Here is a 15,454-nt window from a genome sequence, read left to right as displayed (position 1 = left end):
CCCCCCCCCCCCCCCCCCGCGCCCTCCCCCCCCCCGGGCCGCCCCGGGCGGGCCGAGCTCTGCTTCGTTGTCCGGGGGCGCCTTCCGGAGGCGGTGCCCGCCGCTTTCCGGGGTCCGCGCGCACAGCCGTGTTCGCAGCTGCTCGACCACCCCGCTTATCCTGCGCATTCCGTCGCGATCTCCCTTCTGTACCGGTGAATTGATCGGAGCTCAGGAACGGACACTCTGCCCTGTTCAGGGATGAAGCGGCTCACCTATGTCCGCGATGAGTCCAAGCCAGTGGGACGTAAGTCCAACTCCCTGTCCACTTCGGCCTCTTGCGTCACGGAGTTCCCACGACGAGGGTGGCTGGCGCCGTTGCACCATCCATCCCCGCCTTATCGACGGAGGTCCGATGCACGACGAGAACGCCACCCCCACCCCTGACGAGTCCCACGCCGGCGACGGGGGCCTGTCCCGCCGTTCCGCGCTGCGCGCCGCGGGTATCGCGGGCGCCGCGGGTATCGGTCTGGGCGCGGTGGGCACGGGTGCCGCGCAGGCCGACACCCCGGCGGGCGCACCGGCCGGCAGAGCCGAAGCGCGGTCGGGCGCCACCATGGTCAACGTTCCGTTCCAGGCGCGCAGCACGGTCCGGGTCGGCATCATCGGGCTCGGCAACCGCGGCGGCAGCATGATCGATCTCTTCCTGGCGATACCCGGGGTGCAGGTCGTGGCGATCTGCGACCCGGTCAAGGAGAAGATCGAGAGGTGCGCGAAGAAGGTGACGGACGCGGGGCAGCCCGCCCCCGGCACCTACGCCAAGGGCGACCACGACTTCGAGAACCTCTGCAAGCGCGCCGACCTGGACTTCGTCTACGTGGCGACGCCCTGGGACTGGCACTTCGAGATGGCGAAGGCCGCCATGCTCAACGGCAAGCACGTCGGTGTGGAATGTCCGATCGCCATGGAACTCGGGCAGCTGTGGGAGCTGGTGAACCTCTCCGAGCGCACCCGCCGCCACTGCATGCAGCTGGAGAACTGCTGCTACGGCAAGAACGAGATGCGCGTCCTGCGCATGGCGCACGCCGGGCTCTTCGGTGACCTGCTGCACGGCGCCGGCGCCTACAACCACGATCTGCGCGGCCTGATGTTCGACCCGGACTACTACGAAGGCCCGTGGCGCCGTCTGTGGCACACGCGCCTGCGCGGCGACCTGTACCCGAACCACGGCTTCGGACCGGTCTCCAACTACATGGACATCAACCGCGGCGACCGCGTCACGCATATCTCCAGCTTCGGCACCCCGGCGCTCGGCCTCGCCGAGTACCGCAAGGCCAACATGCCGCCCGGCGACCCGAGCTGGAAGGAGACCTACATCGAGTCGGACCGCACCATCAGCCTGGTGCAGACGGCCAAGGGCCGGGTCATCCGGCTCGAGCACGATGTGTCCACGCCGCACCCGTACAGCAGGATCAACAGCCTCGGCGGCACGAAGGGCGTCTTCGAGGACTACCCGTCCCGGATCTACCTCGAGCCGGACCACAGCGACGACGTGTGGCACAACTTCGGCGACTACGCCGAGTGGGACCACTGGCTGTGGAAGGAGCACTCCAACCCGCCCGGCGGCCACGGCGGCATGGACTACATCATGATCTTCCGGCTGATGCAGACCATGCAGCTGGGCCTCGTCCCGGACTTCGACGTGTACGACGCGGCCACCTGGACCGCGCCCGTACCGCTGAGCCATCTGTCGATCAAGGCCAAGGGCGAACCGCAGGAGATCCCGGACTTCACGCGCGGCGAGTGGCGCAGGAAGCGGTCGGGGGTGGACTCGCAGAAGCCCTCCGCTTAGCCGGATCCCCTTGCGGTGCCGTCCCGTTGACCCGGGGCGGCACGGCCCCGGCCGCGTCCTCAGCGCTCGCCGGGCGACCGTCAGCCCGGGCAGGTGCCGTCGGTGGGCGGGAGTGCGCGGGCGTCGATGAGGCCCTCGGTGTGCAGAGCGGACCACAGTGCGTCGGGGACCTCGGCCCCGAACGCCGCGACATTGGCGGTCACTTCGTCCGCGGCGCGCATGCCGACGACCACACTCGCGACGACCGGATGGCGGCGCGCGAAGGCCAGCGCCGCCTGCGGCAGCGTCACCCCGTGGTCCCGGCACACCGCGGCGATCCGGCGGGCGCGCCGCAGCAGTTCCGCGGAGGCCGGCGCGTAGTCGAACGTCGCGCCCTCCACGGGCTGTTCGCTCGCGAGGAGCCCCGAGTTGAACACGGACGCGGCGAGCACCGACACACCGTGTTCGGCGCAGGCGGGCAGCAGGGTGTCGAGCGCACTGTGGTCGAGCAGGGTGTAGCGGCCGGAGAGCATCACCACGTCGGGGTCGGCCTCGGTGACCAGCCGCGTGAGCAGGGCGGGGTCGTACATGCCGGCGCCGATCGCCCCGACCACCCCCTGCGCCCGCAGTTCGGCGAGCGCGGGGAAGCCACTGGTGAGGGCGTCCTCGAAGTGCTGCTCGGCGTCGTGCAGGAACAGGATGTCGACACGGTCCGTACGCAGCCGCTTCAGCGAGTCCTCGACGCTCTTGAGGATCCCGTCACGGGTGAAGTCCCACACCCGGCGGTGGGTCGCCGGCACATGGAAGGCATCGTCCAGGCGCCCCTCGTCGTCCTGGGGCACCAGCAGCCTGCCGACCTTCGTGGACAGGGTGTACTCGGCACGCGGCTTGCCCTCGAGCAGGTCGCCGATCCGGCGCTCGGAGTGACCGATTCCGTAGTGCGGCGACGTGTCGTAGTAGCGGATGCCCGCATCCCAGGCCGCCTCGAGCGCCGCCGCGGCCGTCTCGTCGTCGAGCGGCGCGAACAGGCCCCCGAGCGGTCCGCCGCCGAACCCCAGCTCGCCGACGTGCACGTCGGTGGAGCCGAGCCTGGTGCTGTGCATGGTCATGGACGTCCTCTCCCGGTGGTACGAGGGTGCTGTGCTCGCTCGGTGGTACGAGGTGCTGTGCTCGCTCCGGGTACGAGGTGCCGCGAGGTCGTGGTCAGCCTGGTGGTGCGCGGGATGCGCGCCAATGGACTTACGTACAGCGGACGTTGGACGGAAGCGGGATCAGGTTTCGAGATGCGCGCGATCGCCCATGACGATCACCGGATCCCGTTCCGGGTCCAGGGTGCGCACCAGGTGCTCCATGCCCTGTTCGGGCAGGCTGACGCAGCCGGACGTGCCGCTGCCGTGGTCCAGGTGCAGCCAGATCGAGCCGCCCTTGGAGCGTCCCTGGGGGCGGGTCGGGTCGCTCGGAGCCGTGCCCTTGACGCGGTTGTAGTCGATCGCGATGACGAGGTCGAAGTCGTGCCAGTGCGTCTTCGGCCAGGAGCGGGGCGCGGTGAAGGCCGCCGCGGAGCGGGTGTACGGGAGTTTCGCGCCGGGGTCGGCGCGGACACCGCCCGCGTCGCTGAGCGTGAAGACTCCGACGGGGCTGCGTTTGTCGTCCTCGTGATGATCGGTGGTCCAGCCCTTCCTGCCGTTGTGCGCGGACCAGGTGCGCTCGCGGTCCCAGGTGGCGCCGTGCCGGGTGAACAGAGCGACGGTGGACGTCGCGGAGTCCTCGCTGCGGCCGTAGACGGCGACGACCTGACGGGAGTCCGCCGGGATCTGCCGCCGCAGACGGTCGCCGACGCCGGGGATGCGTGTGAGGTTCTTCGTCGGTGAAGCGCCCGGCTCGGAACCGGCTTTCGCGGGACTGTCCCGCGTACCGCCGTCGGCGCCCTGCGTACCGCTGCCGCAGGACGTCAGGGCCGCGGCCAGGGCCACGGCGACGAGCGAGGACCGCGGCATACCGGATATGCGCATGCGTTCCATGCTCGCACGGGGCGCATGACGGACAGGGTGGGGCCCTTGGGGCCGTGCCCTGGGCGCCCGGCAGCACCGTGAGCCCGCCGGGCGCCCAGGCCGCGGCCCGTCCGAAAAGAGCGCTCTCGGCCGGAAAATCGTTTGCCCCGGCCCGCGTCCGGCAGGGAACCTTGCACGTTCCCTTTCCACCGCGGACCCCGCGCGGCCGCCCTCCCCATCCGCCTGCCGAGCTCTGGACATCATGCAGATCAGTGACCTTCCGTACCCCGACCCGGGTGTGCCCGACGCACGCTCAGGATCCCGATTCCTGCTGTGGCTCGGGCGGAACCAGATCGGCGGCCAGTTCCGATCCTTCGCCTGGGGCCTGCTGCACTTCTCGTCGGTGATGGGCCTGTCGTTCGCGGTGGGATACGCCGTACAGGCGGTCGTCGACCGCGATGGCGGCAGGCTCGCCCTCGCGGGCGGGTTCCTCGTCCTGGCGGGCGCGGCCATCGCGCTCGGCGACACGATGCTGCACCGCACCGCCGTCACCAACTGGATCACCGCCGCGGCCCGTGTCCAGCAGCTGCTGGCCCGCAAGACAGCCGAACTCGGCTCCGCGCTGACCCGGCGGGTGGCGGCCGGTGAAGTGGTCGCGGTGTCGACCGGCGATGTCGAGAAGATCGGCTGGTTCGTGGAGGCGCTGTCGCGTTTCCTCGCGGCCGCCATCACCGTCGTCCTGGTGTGTGTCGCGCTGGCCGTGTACCAGCCCGCGCTGGCCTTGGTCGTCGTGATCGGCGTCCCGGTGCTCGCACTCGGGGTGATTCCGCTGCTGCCGAGGGCCACCAAGCTCGCTGACGTCCAGCGTGAGAAGGCCGGCCGGGCCACCGAGTTGGCCGCCGACACCGTCGCGGGTCTGCGGGTGCTGCGCGGCATCGGCGGCGAGGAGCTGTTCCTCACGCGGTATCGCGAGGCCTCGCAGGAGGTGCGGCGGGCAGCCGTACGCAGTGCGCGGATGTGGGCGTGGATCAGCGCCGTCCAGGTGCTGCTTCCCGGGCTGCTGCTCGTCGCCGTGATCTGGTACGGCATCGGACTCGTCCGTGACGGCCGGATCCAGGTCGGCGAACTGGTCACGGTCTACAGCGCGGTGATGCTCCTGATGTACCCGCTGCGGCACTTCGAGGAGATCGCCATGGCGTACTCCTTCTCGCGCCCCTCGGCCCGCCGGGCGGCGCGGGTGCTTTCCATCGAGCGGTCGATGGACGGCAGCGGGAAGCTCGAGCACACCACGCCCGAGGGCGACTTGTACGACCCGGTGACCGGGCTGCTCGCACCGGCCGGCCGGCTGACGGCGGTGGTGTGCGGGGATCCGGACGAGGCGGGGCGCCTTGCCGAACGGCTCGGCGGCCACCCTTCGCTTGACGAACCGGTCGCCTCCGTACGGCTGGGCGGGATCCCGCTCGACGAGCTGCCCCTCGCTTCGGCCCGTGCGGCCGTGCTGGTGCAGGACAAGGACCCGGTGCTGCTGTCGGGCACGCTCAGCGAGCTGCTCGACGTGCCGGCCTCCGGCAAGGTCAGCCCAGAGGAGGCGCTGGAGGCGGCCGAGTGCGCGGATGTGCTCGAGGCCCTCACCCAGGCCGCTCTCGACGACGACCCGATGCGGGCGCCGATCACCGAACGCGGCCGGTCGCTCTCCGGCGGCCAGCGCCAACGGCTCGCCCTGGCGCGCTCGTTGGTGACCGACCCGGAGGTGCTCGTGCTCGACGAGCCGACCTCCGCGGTCGACTCGCACACCGAAGCGCGGATCTCCGACGGTCTGCGCGCCCTGCGCCAGGGCCGTACGGCGGTGGTCCTGACCCCGTCGCCGCTGCTGCTCGACCGTGCCGAGCGGGTCGTCCTCGTGCACGACGGCGAGGTGGCGGCGGTCGGACTCCATCGCGACCTGGTGCACAACGAGCCCCGCTATCGCGCGATCGTCACGCGCGAGACCGAGGACGAGCAGGCCGCGGACGAGCAGGCCGCAAAGGCGGCGTGCGCCCAGACGTACGCGCGCGAACCGTACGCACACGAGACTTACGAAACGGAGGAGTCGGCATGATCGGCGTAGCGCCCCCGGCCTACGACCCGGCGGCCCCGCACAGCGCGAACACGCTGCCCGTGGGTTCCACGGCGACCGTGCGCGGCTATGTCCGCGAGCTGTTCGGCCGGCACCGGAAGGCCTTCACGCTGCTCATCGTCGTGAACACGGCCGCCGTGCTCGCCTCCCTGGTCGGGCCCTCACTGCTCGGCTCGCTGGTCGAGCACGCCTCCGAAGGTGCGACGGCGGACCTCCATCTCGAGCGCACTGTGGGGCTGTTCGTCGCGGCGCTCCTGGCCCAGGCCTTCTTCGTGCGTCTCGTACGGCTGCGCGGGGCGATGCTCGGTGAGCGGATGCTGGCCGATCTGCGCGAGGACTTCCTCGTACGCTCCGTGGGCCTGCCGCCGGGTGTGCTCGAACGGGCGGGCACCGGCGACCTGTTGTCGCGTATCACCACCGACATCGACCGGCTCGCGAACGCGATGCGGGAGGCCGTGCCGCAGCTCACGATCGGTGTGGTGTGGGTGGTGCTGCTGCTCGGCGGGCTCGCGGTCACCGCGCCGCCGCTGGCACCGGCCGTGCTGATCGCGGTGCCGCTGCTCGTGGTGGGGTGCCGCTGGTACTTCAAGCGGGCGCCCTCCGCGTACCGCTCGGAGGCGGCCGGCTACGCGGCCGTGGCCGCGGTGCTCGCGGAGACGGTGGACGCGGGCCGTACCGTCGAGGCGCACCGGCTGGGCACCGAGCGGATCGCCTTGTCGGACCGGCGTGTTCGGGAGTGGACCCAGTGGGAGCGGTACACGCTCTTCCTGCGTTCGGTGCTCTTCCCCGTCATCAACGTCACGCACACGACCGTGCTCGCCTCGACCCTGATGGTCGGCGGTGTCTTCGTGCTGCAGGGCTGGATCAATGTCGGGCAGCTCACCACCGGCGCGTTGATCGCGCAGATGATGGTCGAGCCGGTCGGCCTGATCCTGCGCTGGTACGACGAGTTGCAGGTCGCCCAGGTCTCGTTGGCCCGGCTCGTGGGCGTACGGGAGATCGAACCCGGAGCGGGTGACGAGTCCGTACGTCCCGAGGGCCGGCAGGTCGAGGCGGCCGATGTGCACTTCGGGTACCGGCCCGGGGTGGACGTCCTGCGTGAGGTGTCGCTCGGGGTACCTCCCGGCACCCGGGTCGCGTTGGTCGGCCCGTCCGGTGCGGGCAAGTCGACGCTCGGGCGGCTCCTCGCGGGGATCTACGCTCCGCGCACGGGGCAGGTGACGCTCGGCGAGGCGGAGCTGTCCCGGATGACCGCGGAGCGGGTACGGGAGCATGTGGCGCTGGTGAACCAGGAGCACCATGTGTTCGTCGGGTCCCTGCGCGACAACCTGCGTCTTGCGCGCTCGGGCGCCGAGGACGCCGAACTGTGGGCGGCGCTCGGCGCCGTCGACGCCGACGGATGGGCGCGGGCGCTCGCGGACGGACTCGACACGGAGGTCGGCTCCGGCGGGTTCACCCTCACCCCGGCACAGGCGCAGCAGATCGCGCTGGCGCGGCTCGTCCTCGCCGACCCGCACACGCTGGTGCTCGACGAGGCGACCTCGCTGCTCGATCCGCGGGCCGCGCGGCACCTGGAGCGCTCGCTGGCGCGGGTGCTCGACGGCCGCACCGTCGTGGCGATCGCCCACCGGCTGCACACCGCGCATGACGCGGATGTGATCGCGGTGGTCGAGCGGGGGCGGATCAGCGAGCTCGGCAGTCACGAGGAGCTGGTGGCCGCGGATGGGGCGTATGCGGCGCTGTGGCGGTCCTGGCACGGGTGAGGTGTGGGGGGCGGGGTGCGGATGTGGGTGTGGGGCGGGGGGGCTCAAGCGCCGCAAGGGCTGAATGTGCCGGACCGGCCGGGGTCAGATGTACCCCAGCGCCGCCGCTCCGCCCACCCCGCCGAGCAGCATGAACGCCGGCATCAGCAGCTTCAGCTCCACCCAGCTGCCCGCGCGGAAGCGCATCAGCTTCGGGGGGCCCACCGGGTACCAGCGCTCGCCGGCGATGGGGAGGGGCCAGAACATCGGGCAGCCCGAGACCGTGAGCGCGTCGCCGATGGTGTGGACGACCGCACCGAGCAGGACCGGCAGGCCCAGCCACAGGTACTCCTGGCCGGCGCCGGTGAACAGCCAGTCCGCTCCGTTGCCCGGCTGGTCCAGGACACCCGCGAGGATCCAGGCGCTGGTCGCGCCGAGCAGCCAGACCAGGACGTCGCTGGACATCCGGGCCGCCTTCCACAGCAGGCCTTCCACGGCGAGCACCAGGTGGACGAAGAGGATGGCGAGGACCGCCCAGCGTCCGCCGAGGACCGCGAGGGCCGAGAAGCCGACGCCGATCATGACCGCCCAGAGCCAGGTGTGGGTCAGGGTGCGGTGACCCCCGGTGCGACGCGAGTCGGCACGGGACTTCGTGGCCTTGTAGACCCCGTACGAGATCTTGTCGACGATGCCGCAGAGCGCCTTGGAGAGCGGTCCGAAGGCGCGGGAGATCGTCGCCGACTTGTGGTCGAGGTCGGGGGCGAGCGCCGCGCCCGCGCAGATCAGCGCGCCGACGAGCAGGACCGGCCAGGGCATCGCGTGGTCCATCGCTGCCGCCGCCGCGCCCACCCCCAGCCACGCCGCCGCGCCGGACAGTGAGTGTGCCGGACCCATCATGGCCGCTACCCGCCCCATTTCTGTTGTACGTATGCCCAGTTGACGCCAGGGGAGCGCCCGCGGTTGCGGTGATCGGTGCCCCGGTCGGCTGCACAGCGTAGCGGTCATGATCTTCGTACGGACGGCCGATTCCCTCTACGGAGGACCGGGCAGGCAAGATGGGGGCGTGACCCTTATCGATCAGCTGCCGCCGGATGCCGACCCCGATGCCCTCTACGAAGCCTTCGAAGGCTGGGCCCAGGAACGCGGCATCACCCTCTATCCCCACCAGGAGGAGGCGCTGATCGAGGTCGTGTCCGGGGCGAACGTGATCGTTTCCACGCCGACCGGGTCCGGCAAGTCCATGATCGCGGCGGCGGCGCACTTCGCCGCGCTCGCGCGCGACGAGGTCACCTTCTACACCGCTCCGATCAAGGCTCTCGTCTCCGAGAAGTTCTTCGAGCTGTGCAAGATCTTCGGGACGGAGAACGTCGGCATGCTGACGGGCGACGCGTCCGTCAACGCCGACGCCCCCGTCATCTGCTGCACCGCCGAGGTGCTCGCCTCCATCGCGCTGCGCGACGGCAAGAACGCGGATGTCGGCCAGGTGGTCATGGACGAGTTCCACTTCTACGCCGAGGCCGACCGCGGCTGGGCCTGGCAGATCCCTATCCTCGAGCTGCCGCAGGCGCAGTTCATCCTGATGTCGGCGACGCTCGGCGATGTCTCGATGTTCGAGAAGGACCTCACGCGCCGTACCGGCCGACCCACTTCGGTGGTCAGCTCCGCGACACGGCCGGTGCCGCTCTCCTACGAGTACCGGCTCACGCCGATCACCGAGACGCTCACCGAGCTCCTGGACACCAAGCAGGCGCCCGTCTACATCGTGCACTTCACGCAGGCGCAGGCCGTCGAGCGTGCGCAGTCGCTGATGAGCATCAACATGTGCACGCGCGAGGAGAAGGACCAGATCGCCGAGCTGATCGGCAACTTCCGCTTCACCACCAAGTTCGGCCGCAATCTCTCGCGTTACGTGCGGCACGGCATCGGTGTGCACCACGCCGGCATGCTGCCGAAGTACCGGCGTCTGGTCGAAAAGCTCGCGCAGGCCGGTCTGCTGAAGGTCATCTGCGGTACGGACACCCTCGGCGTCGGCGTCAACGTGCCCATCCGCACAGTGCTGTTCACGGCCCTCACCAAGTACGACGGCACGCGCGTGCGTACCCTGCGGGCCCGTGAGTTCCACCAGATCGCGGGTCGCGCCGGACGCGCGGGCTTCGACACCGCGGGTTTCGTGGTGGCGCAGGCGCCCGAGCATGTCATCGAGAACGAGAAGGCCCTCTCCAAGGCGGGCGACGACCCGAAGAAGCGCCGCAAGGTCGTCCGTAAGAAGGCCCCCGAAGGCTTCGTCGCCTGGTCGGACACCACCTTCGAGAAGCTGATCGCCTCCGAGCCGGAGCCGCTGACCTCCCGCTTCCGGGTCACCAACATCATGCTGCTCTCGGTGATCGCCCGGCCGGGCGACGCCTTCAAGGCGATGCGGCACCTCCTCGAGGACAACCACGAGCCGCGCAAGGCCCAGTTGCGGCACATCCGCCGCGCCATCGCGATCTACCGGTCGCTCCTCGACGGCGGCGTGGTGGAACAGCTGGACACACCCGACGCCGAGGGCCGCACCATCCGGCTCACCGTCGACCTCCAGCAGGACTTCGCGCTGAACCAGCCCCTGTCGACCTTCGCGCTGGCCGCGTTCGACCTCCTGGAGCCGGAGTCGCCTTCGTACGCGCTCGACATGGTCTCCGTCGTCGAGTCGACCCTCGACGACCCGCGCCAGATCCTCGCCGCCATGACGAACAAGGCGCGCGGCGAGGCGGTGGGCCAGATGAAGGCGGACGGCGTCGAGTACGAGGAGCGCATGGAGCGGCTCCAGGACATCTCGTACCCGAAGCCCCTGGAAGAGCTCCTGTGGCACGCGTACAACCTCTACAAGAGGTCGCACCCCTGGGTGGCCGACCACCCGGTGTCCCCCAAATCGGTCATCCGCGACATGTACGAACGCGCCCTGACCTTCACGGAGTTCACCTCCTGGTACGAGCTGGCTCGCACCGAAGGCATCGTGCTGCGCTACCTCGCCAGCGCTTACAAGGCCCTTGAGCACACGATCCCGGACGACCTGAAGTCCGAGGACCTCGAGGACCTGATCGCCTGGCTCGGCGAGATGGTGCGCCAGGTCGACTCCAGCCTGCTCGACGAGTGGGAGCAGCTCGCCAACCCCGAGGTGATGACCGCCGAGGAGGCCCAGGAGAAGGCCGACCAGGTCAAGCCGGTCACCGCCAACGCTCGCGCCTTCCGGGTCCTCGTCCGCAACGCGATGTTCCGCCGCGTCGAACTCGCCGCGCTCGACAACGTCGCCGCCCTCGGCGAACTGGACGCGGACGCCGGCTGGGACGCGGACGCGTGGGGCGAGGCGATGGACAAGTACTGGGACGAGTACGACGAGCTCGGAACCGGACCCGACGCGCGCGGTCCGAAGCTGCTGCAGATCGAGGAGCGTCCCGAGGACGGGCTCTGGCGCGTCCGGCAGACGTTCGCCGACCCGAACGGCGACCATGACTGGGGCATCAGCGCCGAGGTCGACCTCACGGCGTCCGACGCGGAGGGCCTCGCGGTCGTCCGCGTCACCGACGTCGGCCAGCTGTAGCCCCCTGACCTTTTGTGACCACCGGAGAACACCACCGATGACCAACCCCGCCGAACGTCTCGTCGATCTGCTCGACCTGGAGCAGATCGAGGTCAACATCTTCCGCGGCGTGAGCCCCGACGAGTCCCTGCAGCGGGTCTTCGGCGGGCAGGTGGCGGGCCAGGCCCTGGTCGCCGCCGGCCGCACCACGGACGGGGACCGTCCGGTGCACTCGCTGCACGCGTACTTCCTGCGCCCTGGCCGTCCCGGCGTGCCGATCGTGTACCAGGTGGAGCGGGTGCGCGACGGGCGCTCCTTCACCACGCGCCGGGTCACCGCCGTCCAGCAGGGCCGGACGATCTTCAATCTCACCGCCTCCTTCCACCAGCCGGAGGAGGGCCCCTTCGAGCACCAGCTGCCGCCCCGCCTGGACGCCCCGGACCCGGAGACGCTGCCGAGCGTCGCCGACGAGATCCGTGAACATCTGGGTGCGCTGCCCGAGCAGTTGGAGCGGATGGCGCGGCGCCAGCCCTTCGACATCCGGTATGTCGACCGGCTGCGCTGGACGCCCGACGAGGTCCAGGGCGCCGAGCCGCGCAGCGCCGTGTGGATGCGGGCGGTCGGGCCGCTGGGCGACGATCCGCTGGTGCACACCTGTGCACTGACGTACGCGAGTGACATGACCCTCCTCGATGCGGTGCGTATTCCGGTCGAGCCGCTGTGGGGGCGGCGCGGTTTCGACATGGCCTCCCTCGACCACGCGATGTGGTTCCACCGCCCGTTCCGTACGGACGAGTGGTTCCTGTACGACCAGGAGTCCCCGATCGCGACGGGCGGCCGCGGCCTTGCGCGCGGCCGGATCTACGACCGCGAGGGCCGGCTGCTCGTATCGGTGGTGCAGGAGGGGCTGTTCCGTACCTGGGCGCCCAAGCCAGGGGCTTGATCGCGACGGTGACGGGCCCTGTACGGTGCACGTCATGAGCACCGAACAGGGTCCCGCCGACCGCGACCAACACCTTTCGACCGCCGTGCAGTTGCGTGAGGCGGGGCACCGTGCGGAGGCGCGCGAGATCCTCGTCGCGCTCGCCGCCCGGTTCCCGCAGGACGTCGAAGTCGCGTACCAGACCGCCTGGGTGCACGACGCGCTCGGGCTCGAGGCCGAGGCCGTGCCGTACTACGTCACGGCTACCTCGACACCCGGCCTCTCCCCCGAGGAGCGGTCCGGCGCCCTGCTCGGGCTCGGGTCCACCTACCGCGCCCTCGGCCGTTACCCGGAGGCCGTGACCACCCTGGAGGCGGCTTGCGCGGAGTTCCCCGAGGACACCGCACTGCGCGCCTTCCTCGCGATGGCGCTCCACAACAGCGGCCGCGGCAAGGAAGGGATGGAGATCCTCCTCGAGCTCCTGGCCGCCACCTCCGGCGATCCACGGATCGCCAGGTACCGCCCCGCCTTCGAGGAGTACGCCAAGGACCTCGACGCCACCTTCTGAGCCGCTCGGCCCTGAGCACGACTCGCCCTCAGCTCCCCGTCCTCAGCTCTCTGTCCGCACCTCGCCCCTCGCCACAGCGACCGCCAGCGCGAGGAGCACCCGGTACCCGTGGATCTCCTCCGGCACCCCGGCGCACATCATGTGCTCCGCGAGCAGCTCACCCGGTGACGGCACGGCGCCGGGTCGGCCCGAAGTCGGCTCGTGGCGGAGCCGGTTGAGGAGGGCGCGGTCGTGCGGGTCGGCCACCACGTCGGCCACATCGGCCGGGTCAAGGAACGAGGCGGTGACCGCGGCCCGCTCCCAGGGGCCCTGCGCGAGGCCGAGCAGGTGCTGGTGCATACGGTCCCGCCAGCTCGCCGGCCGCAGATCCTCGCCCCCGCGGAGCCTGCGGCTCATCGCCTCGGGAGCCCGGCCGACGAGCAGCTCCGGGTGGGCGGCGCCGAACTCCCGTACCTCATCGGCGAAATAGAGCCAGACCACCGAGCGGTAGCGGTTCAGCTGGAATCTGGCGGGGGCGAGCAACCCCGCCCTGGCGATGCGTGTGAAGCGGTCCTTGGCGATGCCGAGCAGATCGGCGGCCTCAGCCGTGCCGGCCAGCCGGACCCGGTTGCTCAGCGTGGCGGAAAAGCCTTCCGTCGTCTGCAGCCGATCCAGCTCTCCCCTGGTGACGTGGCGTGGCCCGCCACCCGGCGCGGGGACGGTGGTGACGAGTCCGCGCAGCACCGCGAGCTCGAACTCACCGCGGGTGAGCAGCAATTCTCTGGCGGCCAGGTGACCCGGGAAGGTCTCCTCGTGGAAGCCGGGTCGCGGCGCCGAGCCGTCGACCGGCGGGTACAGCGCGCAGTCGTCAACCGGCGGGTACAGCGCGGCAGTTGTGTCGATGACGGTCATGATGGTCTCCCCCGTGAGCGCGAATGATCTCGTTACTCTCGGTGAAGAAGGTAGCCCGATCGGCGAGCGGCCGTGCGAGCCTGTGGATAACTCTGAAACGCGCAGGTCACGCCGTGTTCAGCGACCTCAGAGATCTGCCGCAGGGGTCCGGCTCGGCTGTCGGGCCTCCACTCCCAGGTGCTCGCCGACCCGGTTCACGAGCAGAGTCATCTCGTACGCGACCTGCCCGATATCCGCCTCCGCGGAGCTGAGGACGCACAGACAGCTGCCCTCACCGGCGGCCATCACGTACAGGACGGCATCGTCGAACTCGATCAGGGTCTGGCGCACCTTGCCCGAGCCGAAGTGCCGCCCGGAGCCCTTGGCCAGGCTGTGCAGTCCGGAGGAGACCGCCGCCAGATGCTCGGCGTCCTCGCGGACGAGTCCGCTGCTGGTACCGGTGACCAGGCCGTCGTTCGACAGCACCAGTCCGTGCCGCACATGGTCGACCCGCTTGGTCAAGTCGTCGAGCAGCCATCCGAGTCCTGTGCCCTCTGCCATAACGAGCCCCTCCCCCTAGTGCAGTTCGCCGCAAGCCTTCCCCAGAGATGACGCAGCGGCAAGCGATGATGGGGATATGGCACAGAAGATGACCGACGAACAGTGGCGCGCCTTCGTTTCGCAGGGCACGCGCACCGGGAAGCTCTCCACCGTCCGCGCCGACGGCTCACCGCACATCGCGCCGATCTGGTTCGTGCTCGACGGGGACGACCTGGTGTTCAACACCGGCAAGGAGACCGTCAAGGGCCGCAATCTGGCCCGCGACGGGCGGGTGGCGCTGTGTGTGGACGACGACCGCCCGCCGTTCGCGTTCGCCGTGATCCAGGGTGAGGCGCAGATCAGCGAGGAGCTCGACGAGGTGCGGCACTGGGCGACCCGGATCGCCGCACGGTACATGGGCGAGGACAGGGCCGAGGAGTTCGGCGCCCGTAACGGCGTCCCGGGCGAGCTCCTCGTACGCGTGAAGATCACGAAGGTGCTCGCCCAAGGCGCCGTATCGGACTAGGACCCGTATCGGGCCAGGACAAGCGCTCACCGAGCCCGGCGCTCACCCCACCGAGTCCAGCAGCCGGGCGGTATGCATCCGCCCGGCGTACTCGACGAGGCGTATGAGGACCTCCTTCCCCGAGTCACGGTCACGGGCGTCGCACAGGACGACCGGTGTGCCCCGGTCGAGGTCGAGGGCGCGGGAGACGTCCTGAGCGCCGTAGGAACGCGCCCCCGCGAAGCAGTTCACGGCCACCACGAAGGGGATGCGGCGGTGCTCGAAGTAGTCCACCGCGGGGAAGCAGTCCTCGAGCCGGCGGGTGTCCGCGAGGACGACGGCGCCGAGCGCGCCCTGCGAGAGCTCGTCCCACAGGAACCAGAAGCGGTCCTGGCCCGGTGTGCCGAACAGGTAGAGGGAGAGGCCGCTGCGGATGGTGATACGGCCGAAGTCCATGGCCACGGTCGTGGTCGTCTTCTGGTTGACGGCCCCCAAGTCGTCGACCGACTCGCCGAGTTCGCTGAGCTGTTCCTCGGTGCGCAGCGGACGTATCTCGCTGACGGCACCGACCAGGGTGGTCTTGCCCACCCCGAATCCCCCCGCGACCAGGATCTTCAGCGCCAGCGCGGTGGTATCGGCGCCGGCGCCTTCAGAGTGCTCGGAGGCCATCGATCACTTCTCTCAGGATCTTTTCGTCGGGTAGCTGGGCGGGCGGCACCGGACGGGTCACCCTGACGACGCCCAGTTCGAGCAGGTCGCCCAGGAGCACGCGGACGACGCCGCGCCGGGGGGGGGGGGGCCCGGCCCCCTTCGCGGCCCGCCTGGGTTTGCGGC

General features: G+C 70.5%; 14 protein-coding genes. 7 read left to right on the top strand and 7 right to left on the bottom strand.

What is annotated here, in order from left to right:
- Nucleotides 1–394 precede the first annotated feature (394 nt).
- A complete protein-coding gene (locus tag JAO81_RS20770) occupies nucleotides 395–1,831 on the top strand; it encodes a Gfo/Idh/MocA family protein (RefSeq protein WP_199549395.1) in 1,437 nt (478 codons plus the stop codon).
- Nucleotides 1,832–1,911: 80 nt separating this feature from the next.
- On the opposite strand, the gene JAO81_RS20765 is transcribed toward JAO81_RS20770, so the two are convergent.
- Nucleotides 1,912–2,919, bottom strand: coding sequence for an aldo/keto reductase (locus JAO81_RS20765; protein ID WP_307813515.1), 1,008 nt, complete (start codon nucleotides 2,917–2,919; stop codon nucleotides 1,912–1,914).
- 162 nt (nucleotides 2,920–3,081) lie between these two features.
- A complete protein-coding gene (locus tag JAO81_RS20760; protein ID WP_199549394.1) occupies nucleotides 3,082–3,822 on the bottom strand; it encodes a L,D-transpeptidase family protein in 741 nt (246 codons plus the stop codon).
- 241 nt (nucleotides 3,823–4,063) lie between these two features.
- Between JAO81_RS20760 and JAO81_RS20755 the strand changes: the two genes are divergently transcribed.
- Together JAO81_RS20755 and JAO81_RS20750 are read left to right on the top strand one after the other, a co-directional pair.
- A complete protein-coding gene (locus tag JAO81_RS20755) occupies nucleotides 4,064–5,899 on the top strand; it encodes an ABC transporter ATP-binding protein (RefSeq protein ID WP_199549393.1) in 1,836 nt (611 codons plus the stop codon).
- Nucleotides 5,896–7,680: an ABC transporter ATP-binding protein gene (locus tag JAO81_RS20750; protein ID WP_199549392.1), complete on the top strand. Its 1,785-nt coding sequence runs from the start codon at nucleotides 5,896–5,898 to the stop codon at nucleotides 7,678–7,680. The genes JAO81_RS20755 and JAO81_RS20750 overlap by 4 nt, the downstream gene beginning before the upstream one ends.
- A gap of 84 nt (nucleotides 7,681–7,764) precedes the next feature.
- On the opposite strand, the gene JAO81_RS20745 is transcribed toward JAO81_RS20750, so the two are convergent.
- Nucleotides 7,765–8,556 carry a metal-dependent hydrolase gene (locus tag JAO81_RS20745; RefSeq protein ID WP_199549391.1) on the bottom strand — a complete coding sequence of 264 codons (792 nt, stop codon included), beginning with the start codon at nucleotides 8,554–8,556 and terminating at the stop codon, nucleotides 7,765–7,767.
- Nucleotides 8,557–8,662: 106 nt separating this feature from the next.
- Here JAO81_RS20745 and JAO81_RS20740 point away from each other — a divergent pair, with 106 nt between their 5' ends.
- Genes JAO81_RS20740 through JAO81_RS20730 form a run of 3 tightly spaced genes read left to right on the top strand, consistent with a single transcriptional unit; the run spans nucleotide 8,663 to nucleotide 12,705 of the window.
- Complete coding sequence (locus JAO81_RS20740; RefSeq protein WP_199549390.1) at nucleotides 8,663–11,236, top strand: RNA helicase; 2,574 nt, start codon at nucleotides 8,663–8,665, stop codon at nucleotides 11,234–11,236.
- Between the two features lie 37 nt (nucleotides 11,237–11,273).
- Nucleotides 11,274–12,158: an acyl-CoA thioesterase II gene (locus JAO81_RS20735; protein WP_199549389.1), complete on the top strand. Its 885-nt coding sequence runs from the start codon at nucleotides 11,274–11,276 to the stop codon at nucleotides 12,156–12,158.
- Between the two features lie 34 nt (nucleotides 12,159–12,192).
- Nucleotides 12,193–12,705 carry a M48 family metallopeptidase gene (locus JAO81_RS20730; RefSeq protein WP_199549388.1) on the top strand — a complete coding sequence of 171 codons (513 nt, stop codon included), beginning with the start codon at nucleotides 12,193–12,195 and terminating at the stop codon, nucleotides 12,703–12,705.
- 42 nt (nucleotides 12,706–12,747) lie between these two features.
- Here the strand turns inward: JAO81_RS20730 and JAO81_RS20725 are convergent, their stop codons facing one another.
- Complete coding sequence (locus JAO81_RS20725; RefSeq protein WP_199549387.1) at nucleotides 12,748–13,596, bottom strand: DUF6397 family protein; 849 nt, start codon at nucleotides 13,594–13,596, stop codon at nucleotides 12,748–12,750.
- Nucleotides 13,597–13,722: 126 nt separating this feature from the next.
- Complete coding sequence (locus JAO81_RS20720) at nucleotides 13,723–14,136, bottom strand: roadblock/LC7 domain-containing protein (protein WP_199549386.1); 414 nt, start codon at nucleotides 14,134–14,136, stop codon at nucleotides 13,723–13,725.
- Nucleotides 14,137–14,212: 76 nt separating this feature from the next.
- On the opposite strand from JAO81_RS20720, the gene JAO81_RS20715 reads away from it, so the two are divergent.
- Nucleotides 14,213–14,641 (top strand): PPOX class F420-dependent oxidoreductase, encoded by a 429-nt coding sequence (locus JAO81_RS20715; RefSeq protein WP_199549385.1) that lies wholly within the window; start codon nucleotides 14,213–14,215, stop codon nucleotides 14,639–14,641.
- Between the two features lie 42 nt (nucleotides 14,642–14,683).
- On the opposite strand, the gene JAO81_RS20710 is transcribed toward JAO81_RS20715, so the two are convergent.
- Both JAO81_RS20710 and JAO81_RS42630 read right to left on the bottom strand, forming a co-directional pair.
- Nucleotides 14,684–15,289 carry an ATP/GTP-binding protein gene (locus tag JAO81_RS20710; protein ID WP_165331859.1) on the bottom strand — a complete coding sequence of 202 codons (606 nt, stop codon included), beginning with the start codon at nucleotides 15,287–15,289 and terminating at the stop codon, nucleotides 14,684–14,686.
- A partial coding sequence (locus JAO81_RS42630; RefSeq protein WP_233415669.1) for a DUF742 domain-containing protein occupies nucleotides 15,270–15,454 on the bottom strand: 185 nt, incomplete at its 5' end. The genes JAO81_RS20710 and JAO81_RS42630, both read right to left, overlap by 20 nt.

The sequence above is a fragment of the Streptomyces sp. N35 genome, assembly GCF_016464295.1.
In the GTDB taxonomy this organism is placed as follows: domain Bacteria; phylum Actinomycetota; class Actinomycetes; order Streptomycetales; family Streptomycetaceae; genus Streptomyces.
The sequence above is the reverse complement of the archived record's forward strand: the minus strand, read 5'-3'. Positions and strand labels throughout refer to the sequence as shown.